Source organism: uncultured Pseudoxanthomonas sp. (assembly GCF_947498795.1).
GTDB lineage: Bacteria > Pseudomonadota > Gammaproteobacteria > Xanthomonadales > Xanthomonadaceae > Pseudoxanthomonas_A.
The window spans coordinates 696,902-716,727 of sequence record NZ_CANMLQ010000001.1 but is presented as its reverse complement, the minus strand read 5'-3'; the positions used below and the strand labels follow the sequence as shown (position 1 = coordinate 716,727).

Annotated in this window: 22 protein-coding genes; 16 read left to right on the top strand and 6 right to left on the bottom strand. The window is 68.5% G+C overall.

Annotated features, from left to right (window positions below; genetic code table 11):
* Positions 1–171: 171 nt before the first annotated feature.
* From Q0907_RS03490 to Q0907_RS03470, 5 genes are all read left to right on the top strand, one after another.
* Positions 172–1,662 (top strand): CoA-acylating methylmalonate-semialdehyde dehydrogenase, encoded by a 1,491-nt coding sequence (locus tag Q0907_RS03490; RefSeq protein ID WP_299341536.1) that lies wholly within the window; start codon positions 172–174, stop codon positions 1,660–1,662.
* 32 nt (positions 1,663–1,694) lie between these two features.
* Positions 1,695–2,930, top strand: a complete 1,236-nt coding sequence (locus Q0907_RS03485; RefSeq protein WP_299341533.1) for a serine hydrolase domain-containing protein — start codon at positions 1,695–1,697, stop codon at positions 2,928–2,930.
* A 183-nt stretch (positions 2,931–3,113) separates the two neighbouring features.
* On the top strand, positions 3,114–3,899 hold the full coding sequence (locus Q0907_RS03480; protein WP_299341530.1) for a hypothetical protein: 786 nt from the start codon (positions 3,114–3,116) through the stop codon (positions 3,897–3,899).
* 170 nt (positions 3,900–4,069) lie between these two features.
* A complete protein-coding gene (locus Q0907_RS03475; protein ID WP_296280945.1) occupies positions 4,070–4,438 on the top strand; it encodes a response regulator in 369 nt (122 codons plus the stop codon).
* Between the two features lie 43 nt (positions 4,439–4,481).
* Positions 4,482–5,327 carry a chemotaxis protein CheX gene (locus tag Q0907_RS03470; RefSeq protein WP_296280943.1) on the top strand — a complete coding sequence of 282 codons (846 nt, stop codon included), beginning with the start codon at positions 4,482–4,484 and terminating at the stop codon, positions 5,325–5,327.
* 9 nt (positions 5,328–5,336) lie between these two features.
* Here the strand turns inward: Q0907_RS03470 and rlmKL are convergent, their stop codons facing one another.
* The 3 genes from rlmKL to Q0907_RS03455 are packed head-to-tail and all read right to left on the bottom strand — an operon-like array spanning position 5,337 to position 8,504.
* Positions 5,337–7,472 (bottom strand): bifunctional 23S rRNA (guanine(2069)-N(7))-methyltransferase RlmK/23S rRNA (guanine(2445)-N(2))-methyltransferase RlmL, encoded by a 2,136-nt coding sequence (gene rlmKL / locus Q0907_RS03465; protein ID WP_299341527.1) that lies wholly within the window; start codon positions 7,470–7,472, stop codon positions 5,337–5,339.
* 16 nt (positions 7,473–7,488) lie between these two features.
* Complete coding sequence (locus tag Q0907_RS03460; protein ID WP_299342610.1) at positions 7,489–8,016, bottom strand: YqiA/YcfP family alpha/beta fold hydrolase; 528 nt, start codon at positions 8,014–8,016, stop codon at positions 7,489–7,491.
* A complete protein-coding gene (locus tag Q0907_RS03455; protein ID WP_299341524.1) occupies positions 8,013–8,504 on the bottom strand; it encodes an MOSC domain-containing protein in 492 nt (163 codons plus the stop codon). The genes Q0907_RS03460 and Q0907_RS03455 overlap by 4 nt, the downstream gene beginning before the upstream one ends.
* 86 nt (positions 8,505–8,590) lie before the next feature.
* On the opposite strand from Q0907_RS03455, the gene Q0907_RS03450 reads away from it, so the two are divergent.
* The 5 genes from Q0907_RS03450 (at position 8,591) to Q0907_RS03430 (ending at position 13,151) form a co-directional block, all read left to right on the top strand.
* On the top strand, positions 8,591–9,160 hold the full coding sequence (locus Q0907_RS03450; protein WP_299341521.1) for an N-acetylmuramoyl-L-alanine amidase: 570 nt from the start codon (positions 8,591–8,593) through the stop codon (positions 9,158–9,160).
* Positions 9,161–9,217: 57 nt separating this feature from the next.
* Positions 9,218–10,132, top strand: coding sequence for an acyl-CoA thioesterase II (tesB, locus tag Q0907_RS03445; RefSeq protein WP_299341518.1), 915 nt, complete (start codon positions 9,218–9,220; stop codon positions 10,130–10,132).
* A 10-nt stretch (positions 10,133–10,142) separates the two neighbouring features.
* On the top strand, positions 10,143–10,646 hold the full coding sequence (locus Q0907_RS03440; RefSeq protein ID WP_299341515.1) for a DUF2007 domain-containing protein: 504 nt from the start codon (positions 10,143–10,145) through the stop codon (positions 10,644–10,646).
* Positions 10,647–10,713: 67 nt separating this feature from the next.
* On the top strand, positions 10,714–11,928 hold the full coding sequence (locus tag Q0907_RS03435) for a sigma-70 family RNA polymerase sigma factor (protein WP_299341512.1): 1,215 nt from the start codon (positions 10,714–10,716) through the stop codon (positions 11,926–11,928).
* 77 nt (positions 11,929–12,005) lie between these two features.
* Positions 12,006–13,151: a sigma-70 family RNA polymerase sigma factor gene (locus Q0907_RS03430; protein WP_299341509.1), complete on the top strand. Its 1,146-nt coding sequence runs from the start codon at positions 12,006–12,008 to the stop codon at positions 13,149–13,151.
* A gap of 42 nt (positions 13,152–13,193) precedes the next feature.
* On the opposite strand, the gene Q0907_RS03425 is transcribed toward Q0907_RS03430, so the two are convergent.
* Positions 13,194–13,913 (bottom strand): calcium-binding protein, encoded by a 720-nt coding sequence (locus Q0907_RS03425; protein WP_299341507.1) that lies wholly within the window; start codon positions 13,911–13,913, stop codon positions 13,194–13,196.
* 144 nt (positions 13,914–14,057) lie between these two features.
* On the opposite strand from Q0907_RS03425, the gene Q0907_RS03420 reads away from it, so the two are divergent.
* The 4 genes from Q0907_RS03420 (at position 14,058) to Q0907_RS03405 (ending at position 17,196) form a co-directional block, all read left to right on the top strand.
* A complete protein-coding gene (locus Q0907_RS03420) occupies positions 14,058–14,642 on the top strand; it encodes a hypothetical protein (RefSeq protein WP_299341505.1) in 585 nt (194 codons plus the stop codon).
* A gap of 1 nt (position 14,643) precedes the next feature.
* Entirely contained in the window at positions 14,644–15,366 is a 723-nt protein-coding gene (locus tag Q0907_RS03415; RefSeq protein WP_299341502.1) for an arginyltransferase, read from the top strand.
* A gap of 142 nt (positions 15,367–15,508) precedes the next feature.
* Positions 15,509–15,901: a hypothetical protein gene (locus Q0907_RS03410; protein WP_299341499.1), complete on the top strand. Its 393-nt coding sequence runs from the start codon at positions 15,509–15,511 to the stop codon at positions 15,899–15,901.
* Between the two features lie 95 nt (positions 15,902–15,996).
* A complete protein-coding gene (locus Q0907_RS03405; RefSeq protein ID WP_299341497.1) occupies positions 15,997–17,196 on the top strand; it encodes an endonuclease/exonuclease/phosphatase family protein in 1,200 nt (399 codons plus the stop codon).
* Here the strand turns inward: Q0907_RS03405 and Q0907_RS03400 are convergent.
* Both Q0907_RS03400 and purT read right to left on the bottom strand, forming a co-directional pair.
* Entirely contained in the window at positions 17,186–17,494 is a 309-nt protein-coding gene (locus Q0907_RS03400) for a hypothetical protein (RefSeq protein ID WP_296280921.1), read from the bottom strand. The genes Q0907_RS03405 and Q0907_RS03400 overlap by 11 nt on opposite strands.
* Before the next feature lie 10 nt (positions 17,495–17,504).
* Positions 17,505–18,689, bottom strand: coding sequence for a formate-dependent phosphoribosylglycinamide formyltransferase (gene purT / locus Q0907_RS03395; RefSeq protein ID WP_299341494.1), 1,185 nt, complete (start codon positions 18,687–18,689; stop codon positions 17,505–17,507).
* A 126-nt stretch (positions 18,690–18,815) separates the two neighbouring features.
* Between purT and Q0907_RS03390 the strand changes: the two genes are divergently transcribed.
* Together Q0907_RS03390 and Q0907_RS03385 are read left to right on the top strand one after the other, a co-directional pair.
* Positions 18,816–18,938, top strand: a complete 123-nt coding sequence (locus tag Q0907_RS03390) for a hypothetical protein (RefSeq protein ID WP_299341491.1) — start codon at positions 18,816–18,818, stop codon at positions 18,936–18,938.
* Positions 18,939–18,959: 21 nt separating this feature from the next.
* A complete protein-coding gene (locus tag Q0907_RS03385; RefSeq protein WP_296280917.1) occupies positions 18,960–19,823 on the top strand; it encodes an SPFH domain-containing protein in 864 nt (287 codons plus the stop codon).
* The last annotated feature ends 3 nt before the right edge of the window (positions 19,824–19,826 follow it).

Genomic DNA, 19,826 nt, shown 5'->3' with positions numbered 1-19,826 from the left:
CGGATGAGGGGCACGCCGGAGCCGAACCGCCCTACGTCGCACCGAAACACTCGAACACCCGGACACTCGACACCTCATCGCACCTTCCGCACGGGCGCCGTCGCCCCTCACCCGCCCTCCGGGCACCCTCTCCCCGCACGCGGGGCGAGGGATTCCACCAGGTAGTCCGTCATGACCGAAGCGCTGCACCATTTCTTCAACGGACAGCGGGTGGAGGGCGGCAGCGGCCGCCACGGCGATGTGTTCGACCCCGCCACCGGCACTGTCACCGCACGCGTGCCGCTGGCCTCGGCCGACGACGTGAAGCAGGCGGTGGACGCGGCGTCCGCCGCCTTTCCCGCGTGGGCCGCGACGACCCCGTTGAACCGCGCGCGGGTGATGTTCCGCTTCAAGGAACTGCTCGAGGCGCAGGCCGGCGAGCTGGCGAAGATCATCACCTCCGAGCACGGCAAGGTGCTCTCCGACGCGCGCGGCGAGGTGACCCGCGGGCTGGAAGTGGTGGAGTTCGCCTGCGGCATCCCGCACCTGCTGAAGGGCGAGCACTCGATGAACGTCGGCCGCGACGTGGACTCTTGGAGCGAGTACGCACCGCTCGGCGTCGTCGCCGGCATCACGCCGTTCAATTTTCCCGCGATGGTGCCGCTGTGGATGTTCCCGGTGGCGCTGGCCTGCGGCAACACCTTCGTGCTGAAACCCTCGGAGCGCGATCCGTCCGCGGCGCTGTTCATGGCCCACCTGTTGAAGAAGGCGGGCCTGCCGGATGGCGTGTTCAACGTCGTCCACGGCGACAAGGCCGCGGTGGACGCGCTGCTCGATGAACCGCGCGTGCAGGCGCTGAGCTTCGTCGGCTCCACGCCGATCGCCGAATACATCTATGCGCGCGGTTCCGCGAACGGCAAGCGCGTGCAGGCCCTGGGCGGCGCGAAGAACCACATGGTCGTGCTGCCCGATGCCGACCTGGATGGCGCGGTGTCCGCGCTGCTGGGGGCCGGCTACGGCTCTGCCGGCGAGCGCTGCATGGCGATCTCGGTCGCGGTCTGCGTGGGTGATGCCACGGCGGATGCGCTGGTGGCGACGCTGGCTCCGAAAGTGGCGGCGCTGAAGATCGGCCCCGGCTGCCTCGACCCGGAAATGGGCCCGCTGGTCACCGGCGCGCACCGCGACAAGGTGCGCGGCTATGTCGATGCCGGCGTTGCGGAAGGCGCGAGCCTGGTCGTCGATGGCCGCGGCCATGTCGTCGATGGGCACGCGGATGGGTTCTTCCTCGGTGGCTGCCTGTTCGACCGCGTCACGCCGGAGATGACGATCTACCGCGAGGAGATCTTCGGGCCGGTGCTGTGCGTCATGCGCGTGCCCGACCTCGATGCCGCGCTGCGCCTGGTCAACGAGCACGAATACGGCAACGGCACCGCCGTGTTCACCCGCGACGGCGGCGCGGCGCGCGAATTCGCTCACCGGGTGCAGGCCGGCATGGTCGGCATCAACGTGCCGATCCCCGTGCCGATGGCATTCCACAGCTTCGGTGGCTGGAAGCGTTCGATCTTCGGTCCCCTGCACGTGCACGGTCCCGACGGCGTGCGTTTCTACACGCGACTGAAGACGATCACCGCCCGCTGGCCCGAGACGCATGCCGCCGAGTTCGTGATGCCGACGATGAAGTAAAGTCGGGGCCGGTTCCCTCGAGGTGCTGGCCGATGTCCCTGCGTTCCCTCCGCATTCTGTTTTGCCTTGCCTGCCTGACGGCCTCCACGGTGACGTCCGCGGCCGGGCCCGTCGCCCAGGTGCGCGTCGCCTTCGACCGCAACGGCGTCGTCAGTACCCATGCGGAAGGCACGGCGGACCTCTCCACCGGTCGCAAGGTGACCGCCGACGACCCCGTGCGTGTCGCCTCCATCTCCAAGCTGGTGACCACGATCGGCGTGATGCGGCTGGTCGAGGACGGCGAGCTCGATCTCGATGCCGACGTCTCGACCTACCTGGGCTGGACGCTGCGCCACCCGCGCTTCCCCGCCACGCCGATCACGCTGCGCCTGCTGCTGTCGCACCGATCCAGCCTGACCGATGCCGCCGGCTACTACGCCACACCGCTGGGTCAACCGCTGAAGGGCATCCTCGACGACCCCAAGGCCTGGGACGACGCGCACGCACCCGGCACGCACTTCCGCTACACCAACCTCAATTTCCCGCTGGTGGCGATGGCGATGGAGAACGTCACCGGCGAGCGCTTCGACCGGCTGATGCAGCGGCTGGTGCTGGAACCGCTGAAGCTGGATGCCTGCTTCAACTGGGAGAGCTGCGATGCCGCAACCGCGACGCGCGCCGTGGTGCTGTATCGCGACCGCGCACCGGTGCGCGACGAGAACCGCACGGGCAAGCCGGCCTGCGCCGTGGTCGTCGAGGACGGTGCCGATTGCGACCTCGCCCGCTGGAAGCCCGGCGTGAACGGGGCGCTGTTCTCGCCGCAGGGCGGCCTGCGCATCTCGGCGAATGGACTGGCGAAGATCGGTCGCCTGTTGCTCGACGGTGGCGAAGTCGATGGCATACGCCTGCTGTCATCCGCCAGCGTTGATACGATGGTCGCTCCGCAATGGACGTTCGACGGCGGCAATGGCGTGACGCATGAAGAAGACACCGGAGGCGGGCAGAACAAGGCCTTCTTCTGCCGGTACGGCCTCGCCGTGCAGACCCTGGCGACACCGGTGCAAGGCTGCGGCGACGATCCGTTCGGCGACCGCGTCGCGCGCGTCGGTCATTCCGGCGATGCCTACGGCCTACGCTCGGGCTTGTGGCTCGACCGTCAGGCGGGCACCGGTGTGGTCTATTTCGCCACGGACGTGGGTGCGTCGCCGGCTGGCGCACACTCTGCCTTCACGTCGATCGAGGAAGCGCTCGCACGTGGAGTGCCCCACACCGCCGACACGCGTCGTTGAACCGTTGAACGCAACGCAGTGAAGGCTGCGTGAAATCACCTGCATCGCATCGGATGTCGACGCGGCGTGAACAAAAGCGCACTTACGTTGCGTGCGTCGCAACGCATCCAGTGGGGGCCCGCCTGCGTAGTGCAGGCATCCGACACGCAAGGTGTCGGCCTTTCCCCCTGGAGGAGTTCCCCGATGAAGAAGTCGCTTTCCGTGCTGGCCGTGTCGCTCGTGCTCTCCGCGCCCGCTTATGCCGCTGGTCCCGAACAGGGCAAGTGGTCGATGTCCGTTTTCGGTGGCATCGATACGCCCATCAGCGGCGACGTGCACGACGGCGCCATCGCGCCCGTTCCGGATCTGGGCCCGCTGAACCCCGCCCTCGCCGGCGTCAGCGCGGAACTGCGCATCCAGCCGCGTTCCCATGAGGAGATCTACGACAACGCGATGGGCTATGGCCTGGAGTTCTCCTACGGCCTGAACCAGAACGCGGAGGTCTTCGGGCAGGTCCGTCGCGTCGAGACCGATCCGGGTACGGTGCAGGTCGGCGGTGCGTTCGTGCCGGCCCTGAACACCACGCTGCCCGTCTACGGCACCTTCAGCGACTACAAGGCCCTGACCCTCGAAGCCGGTTACCGCCACTACTTCATGGAACCGGGTTACACCCGTCCCTTCATCGCCGGCCGTCTCGGCGCTACCCAGACCGACGACATCAGCGCCACGTTCGAGATTCCCGATGCGGGCATCACCATCGCCAATGCCCCCTTCACCGAGAAGAAGTGGGCCGCCAGCGCAGGCGTCGACGTGGGCGTGCTGATTCCGGTCAGCGAGAAGTTCAGCATCACCGCACAGGCGGGCGTGCGCTATGTCGCGGACCTCGAAGGCGACGACAGCGCCATCGGCGGGCTTGGCCTTGGCTCCATCAACGACACGGGCAAGCGCGTCTCAATGCCGGTCTCCCTCGCCGCCCGCATCGACTTCTGATCGCGGCGCGCTGCGGACGGACCGCCTCTCCCCCGGCCGTCCGCAGCGCGATTCCGTCTCGCTCCGCCTCCCGCCTCAAGATCTCCCCGTACGGGCCGATAGTGCCTACATGTCGCCCCGCGCCGAACGCGTCGCGGGGCCTCCACGATCCAACAGGGGGATCCATCACCATGGCGTCACGTCCTACCGTCCTGCTTTGCGACGATTCGCGCGCACTGCGCATGCTGGCTGCCCGCCAGCTGGAAGACTGCGGCTTCGAAGTGGTCGGCGAAGCCGGCAACGGCCACGAAGCCGTCAGCCAGTACCAGGCTCTCAGACCCGATGTCGTCCTGCTGGACCTGGTGATGCCGGAATGCGATGGCAAACAGGCGCTCGGCAGGATACTGTCGCTCGACGCGCAGGCCCGGGTGGTGATCCTGAGTTCGCTCGGTGGACAGGGTGATATCGAGGAGTGCCTGAAGTTGGGCGCCAAGTCGTACCTGCAGAAGCCCATCGATCCGGAAGTGATGGATCGCGTGTTGCACGAAGCGGTCGCCTGACCGCCGCGCACGTCCTCCTTCAACTTCCGTACGAGACCAGACCATGGCAGCTAAATTCCTCGGCCAGTTCCTGCTGGAACGCGGCGCGATCACCTCGGCGCAATTGCTGGCCGCGCTGGACGCGCAGCGCGCCTCCAATCCCCTGCTCGGCGAGCTCGCCGTGCATCACCAGATGCTGGACGCGGCCCAGGCACGCCGCATCAACGACCGCCAACGGGCCGAGGATCGCCGCTTCGGCGACATCGCGCTGGAGATGGGCCTGCTGGATGCGGGCCAGCTCGACGTGCTGCTGGCGGCGCAGAAGAAGGGCCGCAAGCTGTTCGGTCAGATCCTGGTCGAACAGGGCGCCCTGACCGCCGAACAGCTGGAAGCCGAACTGGTCGCGCACCGCCGCGATCTGGACGAAGCCAACCATGCGCTGGCCCTCGGCATCGCCGGGCATGCGCTCGCCGATGCCGCCACCAGCGCGATCCGCGTCAGCAACCGCCTGTTTCCGCGCCTGATGGGCAGCCAGTGCCAAGCCTCCGGGATCGCAGACGACAGCGCGCTCGAGGCCTGCGACGTGACCGCGCACGTGCGGATCGAAGCCGGCGCGGAATCCCTGCTGGTGGGCGTCGGCTGCTCCCGCGCCACGATGCAGGCGATGGCGTGCTCGCTGCTGTCGATCCCGCCCGCGCAGTGCGACGACGAACTGGCCGTGGATGCGCTGGGCGAACTGGTCAACGTGCTGATGGGCTACGTGGTGCGCGACACGCTGTCCGACGACGCCAGCTACCGCGCCCATCCACCGAGCACCGCGCTTACCGCCGCCGACCTGGCCTCCCGCCACAGCACACTGGCGCTGTCGATGGCCTCGCAGCGTGGCGACTTCGTCCTGATCGTCGGCTGACGCCCGGCGTTACGCCCGCGTCAACCGCCACGCGCGGTGGATGCGGGCGTTGCGTTCGAAGTCCGGCGGGATCGTGCTGGCGCTGATGTCCTCGCAGCGCGCGAATTCCGCCACCGCGTTCTCGTCCAGCTTGAACCGGCGGAAGTTGTTGCTGAAGTACAGCACCCCGCCCGGCGCCAGCCGTGCAACCGCGGCGCGCAACAGCCGCACGTGCTCCTTCTGCACGTCGAAGTCGTCGGCGCGCGCGGAGTTGGAGAACGTCGGCGGATCGCAGAAGACCAGGTCGTACTCGGCCTGCTCGGCCTCCAGCCAGCGCACGGCGTCGGCCTGCACGAGGCGATGCTTCGCGCCGCCCAGGCCGTTCTCGGCGAGGTTGTCCGCACACCACTGCAAGTAGGTCGCCGACAGGTCCACGCTGGTCGTGCCCGACGCACCCGCGACCGCAGCCTGCACGCTGGCCACGCCGGTGTAGCAGAACAGATTGAGGAACCGCTTGCCGCGCGCTTCCTGCGCCATCCGTCGCCGCAGCGGCCGATGATCGAGGAAGAGGCCGGTGTCGAGGTAGTCGAACAGGTTGGCCCGCAGCAACGCGCCCGACTCGCGCACGACGATGAATTCGTCGCGCTGCTGCATGCGTCCGTACTTCGACCCACCCTTGCCGCGCTCGCGCGCCTTCACCGCGATCTGTTCCTGCGGCACGCCGAAGACCTCGCGGGTGGCGGCCAGCAGTTCGCTGAAACGGCGACGCACGTCGTGCTCGGGAATGGTGGCCGGCGCGGCGTACTCCTGCACGTGCAGGAACGTTCGGGCCTGTCCGCCCTCTTCCACGTAGACGTCGATGGCCGCCGCGTATTCGGGCAGGTCAGCGTCGTACGCTCGGTAGCAGGTGATGCCCTCGCGCGCGCGCCAGGCCTTGAACTTCTTGAGGTTCTTGCGCAGGCGGTTGGCGACCATCTGGGCGCCGTCCGACAGCGGCCTGGCCTCGCGCGGTTCGCGGGCGGGCGTGGCGACCGGATCGCAGACGATCAACGCGCACTCGATGGCGCCGTTGAACAGCTGGTACTTCTTGGCCGCGCGCAAACCGGTGGCATAACCAAGATCGGCATTGCCGCACAGCAGGCTGGCGCGCCATTGCGGCACGGCGCGCTGCAGCGCATCGCCGAGCGCGCGGTACAGGTCGGCATCGGCGGCGAGTCGTTCGTCGTAGGGCGGATTGCAGACGACAAGCCCGCGCAGTTCATCGCGCGCGGGCAGCTGGGCGACATCGCGCGTCTCGAACTGCAACTGACCCGCGAGTCCGGCGAGCACCGCGTTGTCACGCGCGGCGCGGATCGCGCCCAGGTCGACGTCGCTGCCGAAGAACACCGGCTTCAGCGCCTTGCGGCCTTCCGATTCGCGCTGCACGGCGTCGGCGAACAGGGTGCGCCATGCATCGACATCGAAGCCGAGCCAGCGCGTGGGCAGCGCCGGGCCGTGGCGCTGCAGGCCGGGCGCGACATCGGCCGCCATCAGCGCACCTTCGATCAGCAGCGTGCCGCTGCCGCACATCGGATCGAGCAGCGCACCGCCCTCGTGGTACAGCGCCGGCCAGCCACCGCGCATCAGCACGGCCGCTGCGAGATTCTCCTTGAGCGGCGCCTCGTTCTGCGCCTGTCGCCAGCCGCGGCGGTGCATGGGCCCACCGCCAAGGTCGATCGAGATCGTCGCGCGGTTCCTGCGCAGCGACAGGTTGATGCGCAGGTCCGGCTGTTCGACATCCACCGACGGTCGCTCCAGGCCCTGCTGGCGCAGGCGGTCGACCACGGCATCCTTCACGCGCTGCGCGGCATAGCGCGCATGGGTGATCGCCTCGCCCGACACGTGCGCATCCACCGCCAGCGTCAGTTCGGGGCGCGTGTGCGTTTCCCACGCGATCGCCATCACGCCGTCGTACAGCGCCTGTTCGTTCAGGCATTCGAACTCATCGATCGGCCACAGCACGCGACTGGCCAGCCGCGACCACAGCACGGCACGCTGCGCGTCCACGGGCTCGCCGTCGGCATTCACGCCAGCGATGGTGGCGGTGGCCTGGCGCACCCCGAGCGCGAGCAGTTCGTCGGCGAGCAGATATTCCAGGCCCTTGGCGCAGGAGACGAAGAACTTCAAAGGAAACCTCGATACGTCAGAGAGCGGCGAGCAATTGCCCGAATGCATCCGCCGAAGCGGCGACATGGTCGGACAGGCGATGCCCGTCGTTGACCAGCAGCAGGCGCGCGCGGCGCGCATGCGCCCAGTCGGTCACGGCCTGCGCGGGGATCAGCTCGTCATCCCAGCCATGGATGACCGAGACAGGCACCGGTGCGGCGTCCAGTGGCGGCAATGGCCCCATGGTGATCGGCGGCGCCATCAGGAAAAGGCCTCGCACCGGCACCTCCAGCGAGATTCGGCCGGCGATGTAGGCGCCCAGGCTGGAACCGGCCAGCACCACCGGCCCACGCGATGCGGCGGCGTGCGCGAGGGAGCGCAGGCGTTCCAGCCGCGCGACCACGTCGCCGAGCGAACTGACATCGCGGCGTGCGTCGAGGTCGGTGTAGTCGGGGCGTTCGTGGGTCCAGCCCAGGCGTTCGGCCACGTCGGCGAGCGCGGTGACCTTGGTGGCGTCCGGACCGCTTTCGAACCCGTGCGACAGGATGCAGTGGCCGCGCATCAGAGCGCTTCCACCGGATCGCCGATGCGGAACGAACCACCTTCGACGATCCGCGCGCACAGGCCGCCATGGCCACGCATCGCGTTGTAGCCGCCGGGGCCCAGCGCGTCTTCCATCCGCGAGCATGGGTCGCAATCCTCGGTCCCTTCGAAGATCGCCGTGCCGATGCGGAACCGGCGCTGTTTCAGTGCGACCAGCGGAATGCCGGACACCACCACATTCCGCCGCAGCAGCGACGGCTGCAAGTCCGCTCGCTGTGCCAGCGCCGCGATCACCGGCAGGTGCTCGGCCTGGATCAGGGTGATGCCGCGCTTGCCGCTGCCGCCCTTGTAGCGGTCGCCGATCAGGCCAGCGCCGGTGACGGCTTCGACGGCGTCGGTGGCGACCATGACCTCGTCGCGGGCCGGTCGCAGGCCGATCCAGTCCACCTTGCCGGCACGCGGCAGGGTGGCCATGAGCTTGGCCAACGGGGATTCGGGATTGAGCGGCATGGGAAACCCGCGACAGGAAAGGCCGCCAGTTTACCGGAGCGGCCCGTGGCCAGCCCGTTCCCCGCCCTGCCTGCTAGCATCCCAGCATGCGCACGGACCTGCCCTTCACCCCCGTCATTAACCTGTTGCCCTACGAGGCCAAGCTGGACATCCGGCCGCTGGAACAGATCGACCTGGTCGTCATCCACTGCACCGAGCTGCCGGACATGGCGATGGCACGCGAGTACGGCGAGCGCATCCTGCATGCCTCCGGCACCGGCAACAGCGGCCACTACTACATCGATCGCGATGGCACCGTGCACGTCTACGTGCGCCCGCAACACGTCGCCCACCACGTGCGTGGCTACAACCCGCGGTCGGTAGGGATCGAGCTGGTAAACACCGGCCGTTACCCCGATTGGCTCGCCGTGGGCCGCCAGTCGATGGAAGAGCCTTACACCGAGGCGCAGATCGAGGCCCTGTCGGCGCTGCTGGCGCACCTGCGGCACGCGCTGCCCGCGCTGCGCTACATCGCCGGCCACGAGGACCTCGACACCACGCGCGAGCCCGCCAGCGACGATCCGGGCGTCCTGGTACCGCGGAAGATGGACCCGGGCCCGCTGTTCCCGTGGGACGCGGTGCTGCGCACGACTCCGCTGGAGCGGCTGCTGCCCTGACGGGCCGCGCACGGGCGGCCGGTATAATCGCCGTTCGCCAAGACTCCAGGCCCTGCCGTGCCCGCACCCGAACCCGTCGTCTCCGAGCTGATCGAACTGCTGTCGCTGGAGCGGCTGGAAGACAACCTGTTCCGCGGCCAGAGCCGCGATATCGGCACCAAGTACGTGTTCGGCGGCCAGGTGCTCGGCCAGGCGCTGTCGGCCGCGCAGGCCACGGTGGGTGGGGGTGAGGAAGAGCGCCGCGCGCATTCGCTGCACGCCTACTTCCTCCGCGCCGGCAACATCGAAGCGCCGATCGTCTACGAAGTGGATCGCACGCGCGACGGCGGCAGCTTCTCGGTGCGTCGCGTCACTGCGATCCAGCACGGCCGCGTGATCTTCTTCTGCGCGGCTTCGTTCCAGGCCGAGGAAGAAGGCGCCGAGCACCAGCTGTCGATGCCGGAAGTGCCGCAGCCGGAAGACATCCCGCCCGCGCCGCCGGTGCCCGCGGAGGTCATGGCCGCGCTGCCGCCGAAGGTGCAGCGCTGGCTGTCGCGACGCGGCCCGTTCGAATTCCGCCACGTCTACCCTCGCGACGAGTTGAATCCGCCCAAGCGTCCGCCGTTCCAGCAGGTGTGGTTCCGGTTGAGCGAGCCGGTCGGCGATTCGCCCGAACTGCACCGCGCCCTGCTCGCCTATGCCTCGGATTTCCAGTTGCTCGGCACGGCCACCTACCCGCACGGCATCAGCTACTACCAGCCGAACGTGCAGATGGCATCGCTGGACCACGCGCTGTGGTTCCACCGCCCGTTCCGTGCCGACGACTGGCTGCTCTATTCGATCGACAGTCCCAGCGCGAGCGGCTCGCGCGGACTGGCGCGCGGGCAGATCTTCGATCGCCAGGGACGCCTGGTCGCCAGCACCGCGCAGGAAGGCCTGATCCGCGTGGTGCCGGACGCCGAAGCGGCCTCGGCCGTCCCCGCGAAGGACTGAGGGCATACCCATGCGGCAAGTCTTTTCCAGCCAGCGCATCGAGACCGTCGAAGGCGTCGCCAAGCTGCTGAGCGATGCGGGCGTTCCCGTCTTCATCAGCAACGGCCGCTCGTACCACAGCAAACGCGGCGGGCAGTTCAGCTACACCGAACCGGTGAAGGCGCAGCTGCAGCCCGCCGTATGGGTGCGCCATGCCGAAGACCAGCCGCGCGCGCGCGAACTGCTGCGCGAGGCCGGCCTGATGGAAACCACGCGCCCTGGCTATGCGACCACGCTGACGTTTCGCAGCGACCAGGAACCCGCGGCCACGCCGCAGCGCTCCTGGGCCTGGCGCATCCGCCTGATCCTGCTGGCCCTGATTGCCCTGGCCGCCGTCGTCATGTGGATACGGCGCCCGGTGCCGCCCCCCGCAGCGCCCGTCCCGGTGCCACGGGAACAACCCGCGACGCCTGCCCCCGCGGACGAGGCGCCCGAGGAAGACCGCATCCGCATCCAGCCCGCCACCGGCGGCTGACCGCGCACGGTCACATCCGTCTTCCCGGCCCGTCAGGGTCATCAGCCCACCCGATGATCCTGACGCCATGACGACCCTCGCCCTGGACCTGATGCTGCAGGCCGAACTGCCCGCCGCCACGCGCGGCAGCCAGGAGGCCTACGGCCGCATCGTCCACGCCTGCCAGAACACCGTCACCGCGATCGCGCTGGCGATCACCCGCGACGTGCAGGCCAGCGAGGACATCGCGCAGGAAGCTTTCCTGAAGGCCTGGCAGCAGCTCGACCGGTTGAAGAACAGCGCCAGCTTCCTGCCCTGGCTGCGCCAGATCACCCGCAACCTCGCCCGCGACTGGCTGCGCGCACAGCATGGCCGTCCCATGTCGGGGGAAGTGGCCGAGATCGCCATCGGCATGGCCGCCGACCCGGACCCCACGCCCGCCGAGCGCCTGCTGCAGACGGAAGAGGAAATCGTCGCCACCGACATCATTTCCTCGCTCCCCGAGGACAGCCGCGAGGCGCTGCTGCTGTTCTACCGCGAGGGGCAGAGTTCGCAGCAGGTCGCGGAACTGCTGGGCCTGAGCGATGCGGCCGTGCGCAAGCGCCTGTCGCGGGCACGCGCACTGGTGCGCGACGAGTTGCTGCAACGCTTCGGCGAGTTCGCCCGCTCCACCGCGCCGGGCGCGGCCTTCACCATGATCGTGCTGGGCGGGCTGGTCGGCGCGATGCCCGCCGCGAGCGCGGCGACGGTCATCGGTTCCGGCGTGCTCGGAGGCGGTCTGGCGGGCAAGCTCGGGACCAGCGGGCTGACGACGGGCGGAGTGACCGGCGGCGTCGCCGGTGGCTCGCTGGGCGTGATCGTCGAGCAGATCACCCAGCATCCTGCGGCACTCGCCGGCGCGATGGGCGGCATGGTCGGCGGCCTGATCGGCTATGCCTTCACCTGGTGGTACCTCGCGCGGTTCTGCCAGACGGCGCAGGAACGGCTGCAGGTACGCCGCTTCATGGTGCTCAATACCACGTCCGGCTCGGTCTGGCTGTTCTGCCTGATGGTGGCGACGGTGCTGGCGACCGGCTGGGTGGCGATCGCACTGGTCATGCTGGCCGGCATGTGCGTGATCAACTACCAGTACCTGGTCACGCTGCCCAGGATCATGGACCCGATCCTTTCGCACCCCGCCAATGCCTCGCGGCGGCGGGGCTACGACTACGTGATCGGGCGGAAAGCAGTGGCGCTCACCAGCGTGCTGGCCGTCGCCGCGGTGCTCTACGCTCTGGTCGGCAGCGGTCGGCTGACGCTCTAGCGCCAAGCGCGCGTGGTTGGGTCACACTTCCTGCCGCCGGTCGTCGTGCCTGCACTACCCGGCCACATGGAACCCCGATGGATGCCCTGACGATAGAACTCTCCCTGCGGGAAACCCTGCCCGCAGCAGCGCGCGGCGACCAGGCCGCCTACGGCCGCGTGGTCGCGCTGTGCCAGAACGCGGTGACCGGCATCGCCCTGGCGATCACCCGCGACGTACAGGCCAGCGAGGACATCGCGCAGGAGGCCTTCCTGAAAGGCTGGCGCCAGCTGGCGACCCTGAAGAACCCCGACAGTTTCCTGCCCTGGCTGCGCGAGATCACCCGCAACCTGGCCCGTGACCACCTGCGCGCGCAGCGACGCCGCCCGATGACCGGCGAAACCGCCGAGATTGCACTGACGCTGGCCGCCGACACCGCGCCCACGCCGGCCGAGACGCTGCTGCAGACCGAGCAGGAACAGGCCGCGCGCGAGGTCATCGCCGCCCTGCCCGAGGACAGTCGCGAAGTGCTGCTGCTCTACTACCGCGAAGGGCAGCGCTCGCACCACGTCGCGTCCCTGCTGGGCATCACCGACGCCGCCGCGCGCAAGCGCCTGTCGCGTGCACGCCAGTACGTGCGCGAAGAACTGATCACGCGCTTCGGCGAATTCGCGCGTACGTCGGCGCCATCGGCCGCGTTCGCCAGCGGAGTGCTCGGCATGCTCGCGATCTCGGCGCCGCCGTCGGCAGGCGCGGTCGTGCTGGGCACCGGCGGCGCGGTCGCCGGCAAGGGCCTGCTCAAGTTGCTGGGAGGCGGATTGGGCGCGACTGCATTCGGCACCCTGGTGGGCATCGGTGCGGTGTGGTTCGGTATCCGCAAGTACCTGCGGGATCCGCTCGACGCACGCGAGCGCGATGACCTCCTGCGCTATGGCGCCGTCAACACCGTCGCGATCCTGGTGTTCGTCATCGGCATCACGGCCCTGGCCCGGATGCCCGGCTGGATGCCGCACATGGCGCTGACGCTGGCGTACATGGCCGTGATCGGGTGGACCTCGGGCCGCTGGTTCCCCCGCATCCTGCAGCGCCGCCACGCGCGGGACCTGTTGCTCGATCCCGAAGGCGAACGTCGCCGCATGCAGCGCCAGCGTACCTGGCGCGTATGGGGCTGCGTGCTGGGGTTCACGCTGGCAACGGCCGGCCTGCTCGCCGGGCTGCTGATGTCGGGCCGCCTGCAGCTTTGAGGCCGCACGTGCACCCGGGCAACCGGGTGCACGTGACCGTCTTCAGCGACGGACGGGCTTGCCCGCCGCCAGTTCGTCCTTCGACAGGACACCATCCTTGTTGGTGTCGAGCGCGTCGAAGCGCCCGGCCAGGCGACTGTCCTTCACCTCGTCACGCGACAGGCGGCCGTCCTTGTTCGCATCCGAAGCAGCGAACCGTTCGTCCATGCGTGCCTGCAGGCGCTGCTGGAACTCGGCACGGCGCGCGACATCGGCCTGGTCGATCTCGGCACGGGTCAGCTTGCCATCCTTGTCCGCATCAGCCTTGGCGAACCACGCGTCGCGACGCTGCTTGCCGCGCAGTTCGCGATCGGTGCGGTCGATCACGCCGTCCTTGTTGGCATCCATGGTGTCGAAGCGTTCGGCGAAGCGCGGCTGCGCGGCGGCCTCGGCCTTGCTGATGCGGCCATCGCCGTCGGTATCGAGCTTGCCGAAGCCCGCGCCGTGGCGCGGGCCACCGTGGCGCCCGTGACCCCGCATGCCCTTGTGCTGCGGGCGCTCGTCGGCACTGAGCGTGCCGTCGCCGTTCTTGTCCAGCTCGGCGAAGCGGTCGGCCAGGCGCGGGCGGGCGGCCGCTTCGGCCTTGTCGATGGCGCCGTCGTTGTTCTTGTCGAGGCTGGCCCGCGCCGGCTTCTGTGCATCTCCGGCCTGCGTGGCGGCCAGTGCGGAACCGGCACCGAGGGCGGCCAGCACGGCCACGAAAAGCAGGGTCTTGCGGTTCATCGTGTTCTCCTGAAGGCGCGGCGCCGTGTGCGCCACTGACACGGGAAACGTCCCCAGATGGGGTTGGTTGACGCGCTGACGGACGCGTTCAGGCAGCGGATGGTCGCGATCCACGCGACGCGATGTGCGCAGTATGCTGGCCGCATGTCCCTGCCCTTCGCCCGCGCGCTGTCGATCTTCGGCCACCCCATGCTGGTGCTGCCGGTGGCGGTGCTGCTGATCGTGCTGGCAAGGGGCGACGCACGCACCGCCGTGGCATCGGGGATGGCGTTCGCCACGTTCGCCGCGCTTGTGATGGGTTATTCGTGGTGGCAGGTGCGGCGTGGCCGCTGGAGTCACGTGGACGCCAGTGCGACGCATGAACGTAGGGCGCTGAATCGCTTCCTCCTGGTCGCCCTGACCGCAGGCGCCTGGCTGGTCGCGTGGCGTGGCGGGCAGCCGTTGCTGGCGCTGGGCCTGGCGCTGTCCGCTGCGATGATCCTCACCGCGATGCTGACGGCACGCTGGTGCAAGCTGTCGCTGCATCTGGCCTTCATCGTGTTCGCTGCGTGCCTGCTGCGTGAACTGGGCACCGCCTGGATGTTCGTCGCGCTGTCGTTCGCCGCGGCCGTGGCGTGGTCGCGGCTTGCACTTGAGCGGCATACGCGCCGCGACCTGGTCGCAGGCGCCGTCACCGGCGCAGCGGCAGGCCTGGCGTTCTGGCCGCTGGCATCACGCTGGACGGGCTGACATGGGCGAGAACACGCAATCGATCGGTGACCTGCGCCTGTTCCATACCGGCGAACATCCGTGCGGCTACTGGCCCGAGCGCGTCGCCCGCGACCTGGTCCTTGACCCGCGCGACCCCCGCCTGCCGCAGTTGTATCCCGATGCGCTGGGTTGGGGCTTCCGCCGTTCCGGCGACATCGTGTATCGCCCGCATTGCCGGCAATGCCGCGCCTGTGTCGCCGTCCGCATCCCGGTCGCCGACTTCCGGCCCGATCGCAGCCAGCGCCGCTGCGCATCGCGCAATGCCCGCGTGGAAACACGGATCGTCGCCGCCCTGCGCGACGCCGAACACCTCGCGCTCTATCAGCGCTACCTCGCCGCGCGCCACCCGCTCGGCGGCATGGACGACCATGGCGCCACGGAGTTCGACCAGTTCCTGGTGGGCAGCTGGTCGCGTGGGCGCTTCGTGGAGCTGCGCGAGGATGGCCACCTGCTGGCGGTCGCGGTCACCGACGTCATTCCGGGCGCACTCTCCGCCGTCTACACCTTCTACGATCCGGCACTGGAAGCCCGCAGCCTGGGAACCCTGGCGATCCTGCGTCAGATCGAATGGGCGCGACGCGACGGGTACGCGCACCTCTATCTTGGCTACTGGATCGATGGCCATCGGAAGATGGACTACAAACGACGCTTTGCACCGCTCGAGCGCTTCGATGGACGCCACTGGGTGCGTGCGGATCTGTGAGTCGACGCACGATCGCACGCGATGACACGTTGCAGGTAAATGTGAATAGCAACTTCGTGACCGGGTAATCACAATGTGCCCGCCGACGCGCATGCGGATCGGCGCCGGACCTCGCACATCCACTCTCACGATCGGAGCTTTCATGAAGTTCAACCTGCTCGCCCTTGCGGCATTGACCACGCTGGCCCTCTCGGCCTGCAAACCGGCCGACGAAGCCACTCCGGTCGCCGACGCGCCCGCCGTCGAAGCGCCGGCCGTCGCCGACGCATCCACCGATGCAACCGCAACCGCGACGCCGGCCGACACGGTCGACGCCGGCACCGGCGTCGCCGAATGCGACCAGTACCTCGAAAAGGTCTACGCCTGCATCAGCGACAAGGTGCCGGAAGCGCAGCGCGAGATGATGAAGCAGGGCATCGAGCAGTCGAAGGCCGGCTGGTCCGCCGTCACCGACAAGACGGCGCTGGCTGCCCAGTGCAAGACCGCGATGGACCAGGCCAAGACCGCCTACGCGGCGATGGGCTGCTCATTCTGACGCTGCGGCGGGCCGACCTCCTCGCCGACCCGTGGCGCCCCGGTTTCCGGGGCGCTTTTTTTACGCCTGTCATGCCGGCATGACAGAATCTCCGGATGCGCACTCTCCTACTGCTGCTCACGATGACGCTTGCCGCGTGCCATTCCCCCACCAAGCCGGCCGAACCCGCCAGCCGGCAGGCGGTGCCACTGCGCGTGGCGACCTACAACACGTCGCTGTTTTCGGACGATGCCGGTGGCGTGATCCGGCAACTGGAGGGCGACAGCGCGCATGCGCGCAAGATCGCCGCCGTCCTGCAGCACGTACGGCCGGACCTGGTACTGCTGAACGAATTCGACTACGACGATGCGCATCGTGCCGCGGACCTGTTCCAGCAGCGCTATCTAGAGATCGCCCAGCCAGGGGGCGGTGAACCGCTGCAGTATCCGTATCGCTATCTCGCGCCGGTGAATACCGGCGTTCCCAGCGGGCTGGACCTGGACCGCAACGATGCGGTCGGCACGCAGGGCCGCGAACGCGGCAACGATGCGTGGGGTTACGGCCTGCACCCCGGCCAGTACGGCATGCTGGTGCTGTCGCGTTTCCCGATCGATGCCACGCAGGTGCGCACCTTCCAGCTGCTGCGCTGGAGCACGCTGCCGGGTGCGGCCAGTCCCGTCGACCCTGCCACGCGCGCGCCGTTCTATTCGGATGCCATCTGGAAGCAACTTCGCCTGTCGTCCAAATCGCACTGGGATGTGCCGGTATCCACCCCGGGTGGCGTGGTGCATTTCCTGGTCTCCCATCCCACGCCGCCGGTGTTCGACGGACCGGAGAACCGGAATGGCATGCGCAACGCCGATGAAATCCGGTTGTGGCGCGAATACCTCACGCAGCACGATGCGCATTGGCTCTGCGACGACCAGGGCCGCTGCGGCGGCCTGGCATCCGATGCGCGTTTCGTCATCGCGGGCGATCTCAACAACGATCCTGCGGACGGCGACGGCCAGCACGACGCGATCATCGAACTGCTCGAACACCCGCGCGTGATGCGCATGGCCACGCCACGCAGCGAAGGCGGCGAACAGACCGCACTCGCCTACGCCGCCAAGGGCCTGCAGCGCCGCGGCGCACCGGCGCACGTGACCGGGGATTTCGGACGCCGCAACGGCGCCTTGCGACTGGACTATGTGCTGCCGTCCACGGGCTTCGGCGTGGTGGGCAGTGGCGTGTTCTGGCCGAAGCCGGGCCAGCCCGGCGCTGCCATCGCTGATGGCAGCGACCATCACCTGGTGTGGGTGGACCTTACGCTGTAGGCGCGGATGGCGGCACCACGGCCGCGGCGCGCGGGCCGAAACCGAACAATGATTCGTTCTGTGCGGAGACGATCATCCGGATCATGCTGCCGGGCACCATCAGCTCCACCTGCATCTCGTGGCCTTCGGCATCCTTGCCGACCAGCGTCATCTCGGTGAAGGCGCCGCCGGTATCGATCTCCTTGCAGAACAGATGCGGACCCTCCGCATGGGCGGTGAGATAAGGCTTGATGGCCTCGCCCAGGGCTTCCAGCGCCTGAGGGAAGAAGAAGACGGCGTAGCCGGTGTTTCCGTTCAAGGTGTTTTCCTCAGGCCAGGTCAATGGTGATGGCAGCGGCGGCATCGCGCGCGACCGCGCGCGCGGTGTCCGTGTCGTCGCCACGCGCGAGCGTCACGCCGACACGGCGATGGCCTTCCACGCGCGGTTTGCCGAACAGGCGCAGGGCGGTGTCGGGCACGGCCAGTGCGTCCTCCACGTTGCCGAATACCGGCACGCCGTGGCCGTGCGCCAGCATCGCGCACGATGCGGACGGGCCGCTCTGGCGGATCACCGGGATCGGCAGGCCGAGGATGGCGCGCGCGTGCAGCGCGAATTCGGACAGTTCCTGCGACACCAGCGTCACCAGGCCGGTGTCGTGCGGGCGCGGCGAGACTTCGCTGAACCACACCTCGTCACCTTTCACGAAAAGCTCCACGCCGAACAGACCCCAGCCCCCGAGATCGTCGGTCACCGCCTTGGCGATCTGCTGCGCGCGCTCCAGCGCACGTGGCGACATCGGCTGTGGCTGCCAGCTCTCGCGGTAGTCGCCATCCTTCTGCCAGTGGCCGATCGGTTCGCAGTACGAGGTACCGCCTGCATGGCGCACGGTCAGCAGGGTGATTTCGTACTCGAAGTCGATGAAGCCTTCGACAATGCAGCGGCCCGCGCCCGCGCGTCCGCCGGTTTGCGCGTAGTCCCACGCAGCGTCGATGTCGGCTTCGCTGCGCAGCGTGCTCTGGCCCTTTCCTGAGGAAGACATCACCGGCTTCACCACGCACGGCAGGCCGATCTCGCGCACGGCCTGGCAGTATTCGTCCTGCGTATCGACGAAGCGGTAGGGCGATGTCGGCAGGCCCAGGGTTTCGGCGGCGAGCCGGCGGATGCCTTCGCGGTCCATCGTCAGCCGTGCCGCGCGTGCCGTCGGAATGACACGGGCGGCGCCCTCGGCTTCCAGCGCCACCAGCGTTTCGGTATGGATCGCCTCGATTTCCGGCACCACCAGGTGCGGCTGCTCCCGTGCGACCAGCGCGCGGATCGCGGCCGGATCGAGCATGTCGAGCACGTGCGCGCGGTGCGCGACCTGCATCGCCGGCGCATCCGCGTAACGGTCGGCCGCGATTACTTCCACGCCCAGCCGCTGCAACTCGAGGGCCACCTCCTTGCCCAGTTCGCCAGAACCCAGCAGCAGGACACGGGTGGCATGGGGAGACAGCGGCGTTCCTAGGGTGGTCATGCGTGTGCGTCCGCGACAGGGGCCGCCAGTTTAGCGGGGCGGCCGACAGACGGCGCCGTCGACCTGTTGACATCTGATATCAAATTGATATCTTTTAATCGTCGCAGGCTACTCAGGGGAAACGCCATGCTCCACGTGATCCAGCAGCTCCGGCGCCGCTGGCCGCAGCAGGCGCACCGGATCGTCCCCGCCCTGCTGCTTGCCTCCGTTGCCCTGCTCGCGCTCGGCAGCGGCCTGTCATTGCTGTGACCCTTCCTTGAGAACGAGACCATGAGAGAGAACGCCAAGTCGTCGCTGCCCGGAATCCCGACCCTGCTCGGCCTGCTGGTGCTGGGTCTCGGTGCCGCCGCCGTCTTCATCCAGGGGGCGGCGCTGAAGCAGCCCAGTCACCTGGTCGCCGCCGCGCTGCTGGGTGCCGTGGTCATCTTCCTGATGGCAGGCCTCTACAAGCTGGAACCCAACCAGTCGGCCGTGCTCAGCCTGTTCGGCAAGTACGTGGGCACGGTGAAGGACAACGGCCTGCGCTGGAACAACCCCTTCTTCAGCAAGCGCAAGATCTCGCTGCGTATCCGCAACTTCGAGAGCAGCCGGCTGAAGGTCAACGAGCTGGACGGCAGCCCGATCGAGATCGCGGCGGTGATCGTGTGGCAGGTCGTCGACTCGGCCGAGGCCGTGTTCAATGTGGACGATTACGAAAGCTTCGTGCACATCCAGTCCGAATCGGCCCTGCGTGCGATGGCCTCCAGCTACCCGTACGACCAGCACGAGGAAGGCCAGATCGCACTGCGCAGCCATCCGCAGGAGATATCGCAGCATCTGCAGGAGCAGATCGCCGAGCGCCTCGGCAAGGCGGGCGTGGACGTGATCGAAGCGCGCATCAGCCACCTGGCGTATGCCCCCGAAATCGCGCAGGCCATGCTGCAGCGCCAGCAGGCCAATGCCGTGATCGCCGCGCGCACGCGCATCGTCGCCGGTGCCGTGGGCATGGTGGAAATGGCCTTGGCGGAACTGCAGAAGAACGATGTCGTCAAACTGGACGAAGAGCGCAAGGCGCAGATGGTCAGCAACCTGCTGGTGGTGCTGTGCGGCGAGCGTGGCACCCAGCCCATCGTCAACACCGGCTCGATCTACTGACGC

Excerpts from the sequence above, each read along its gene's own strand:
- Q0907_RS03490 (WP_299341536.1), top strand. The coding sequence starts at position 172 with ATGACCGAAGCGCTGCACCATTTCTTCAACGGACAGCGGGTGGAGGGC.
- Q0907_RS03485 (WP_299341533.1), top strand. The coding sequence starts at position 1,695 with ATGTCCCTGCGTTCCCTCCGCATTCTGTTTTGCCTTGCCTGCCTGACG.
- Q0907_RS03480 (WP_299341530.1), top strand. The coding sequence starts at position 3,114 with ATGAAGAAGTCGCTTTCCGTGCTGGCCGTGTCGCTCGTGCTCTCCGCG.
- Q0907_RS03475 (WP_296280945.1), top strand. The coding sequence starts at position 4,070 with ATGGCGTCACGTCCTACCGTCCTGCTTTGCGACGATTCGCGCGCACTG.
- Q0907_RS03470 (WP_296280943.1), top strand. The coding sequence starts at position 4,482 with ATGGCAGCTAAATTCCTCGGCCAGTTCCTGCTGGAACGCGGCGCGATC.
- Q0907_RS03455 (WP_299341524.1), bottom strand. The coding sequence starts at position 8,504 with ATGCCGCTCAATCCCGAATCCCCGTTGGCCAAGCTCATGGCCACCCTG.
- Q0907_RS03450 (WP_299341521.1), top strand. The coding sequence starts at position 8,591 with ATGCGCACGGACCTGCCCTTCACCCCCGTCATTAACCTGTTGCCCTAC.
- Q0907_RS03440 (WP_299341515.1), top strand. The coding sequence starts at position 10,143 with ATGCGGCAAGTCTTTTCCAGCCAGCGCATCGAGACCGTCGAAGGCGTC.
- Q0907_RS03435 (WP_299341512.1), top strand. The coding sequence starts at position 10,714 with ATGACGACCCTCGCCCTGGACCTGATGCTGCAGGCCGAACTGCCCGCC.
- Q0907_RS03430 (WP_299341509.1), top strand. The coding sequence starts at position 12,006 with ATGGATGCCCTGACGATAGAACTCTCCCTGCGGGAAACCCTGCCCGCA.
- Q0907_RS03425 (WP_299341507.1), bottom strand. The coding sequence starts at position 13,913 with ATGAACCGCAAGACCCTGCTTTTCGTGGCCGTGCTGGCCGCCCTCGGT.
- Q0907_RS03420 (WP_299341505.1), top strand. The coding sequence starts at position 14,058 with ATGTCCCTGCCCTTCGCCCGCGCGCTGTCGATCTTCGGCCACCCCATG.
- Q0907_RS03415 (WP_299341502.1), top strand. The coding sequence starts at position 14,644 with ATGGGCGAGAACACGCAATCGATCGGTGACCTGCGCCTGTTCCATACC.
- Q0907_RS03410 (WP_299341499.1), top strand. The coding sequence starts at position 15,509 with ATGAAGTTCAACCTGCTCGCCCTTGCGGCATTGACCACGCTGGCCCTC.
- Q0907_RS03405 (WP_299341497.1), top strand. The coding sequence starts at position 15,997 with ATGCGCACTCTCCTACTGCTGCTCACGATGACGCTTGCCGCGTGCCAT.
- purT (WP_299341494.1), bottom strand. The coding sequence starts at position 18,689 with ATGACCACCCTAGGAACGCCGCTGTCTCCCCATGCCACCCGTGTCCTG.
- Q0907_RS03390 (WP_299341491.1), top strand. The coding sequence starts at position 18,816 with ATGCTCCACGTGATCCAGCAGCTCCGGCGCCGCTGGCCGCAGCAGGCG.
- Q0907_RS03385 (WP_296280917.1), top strand. The coding sequence starts at position 18,960 with ATGAGAGAGAACGCCAAGTCGTCGCTGCCCGGAATCCCGACCCTGCTC.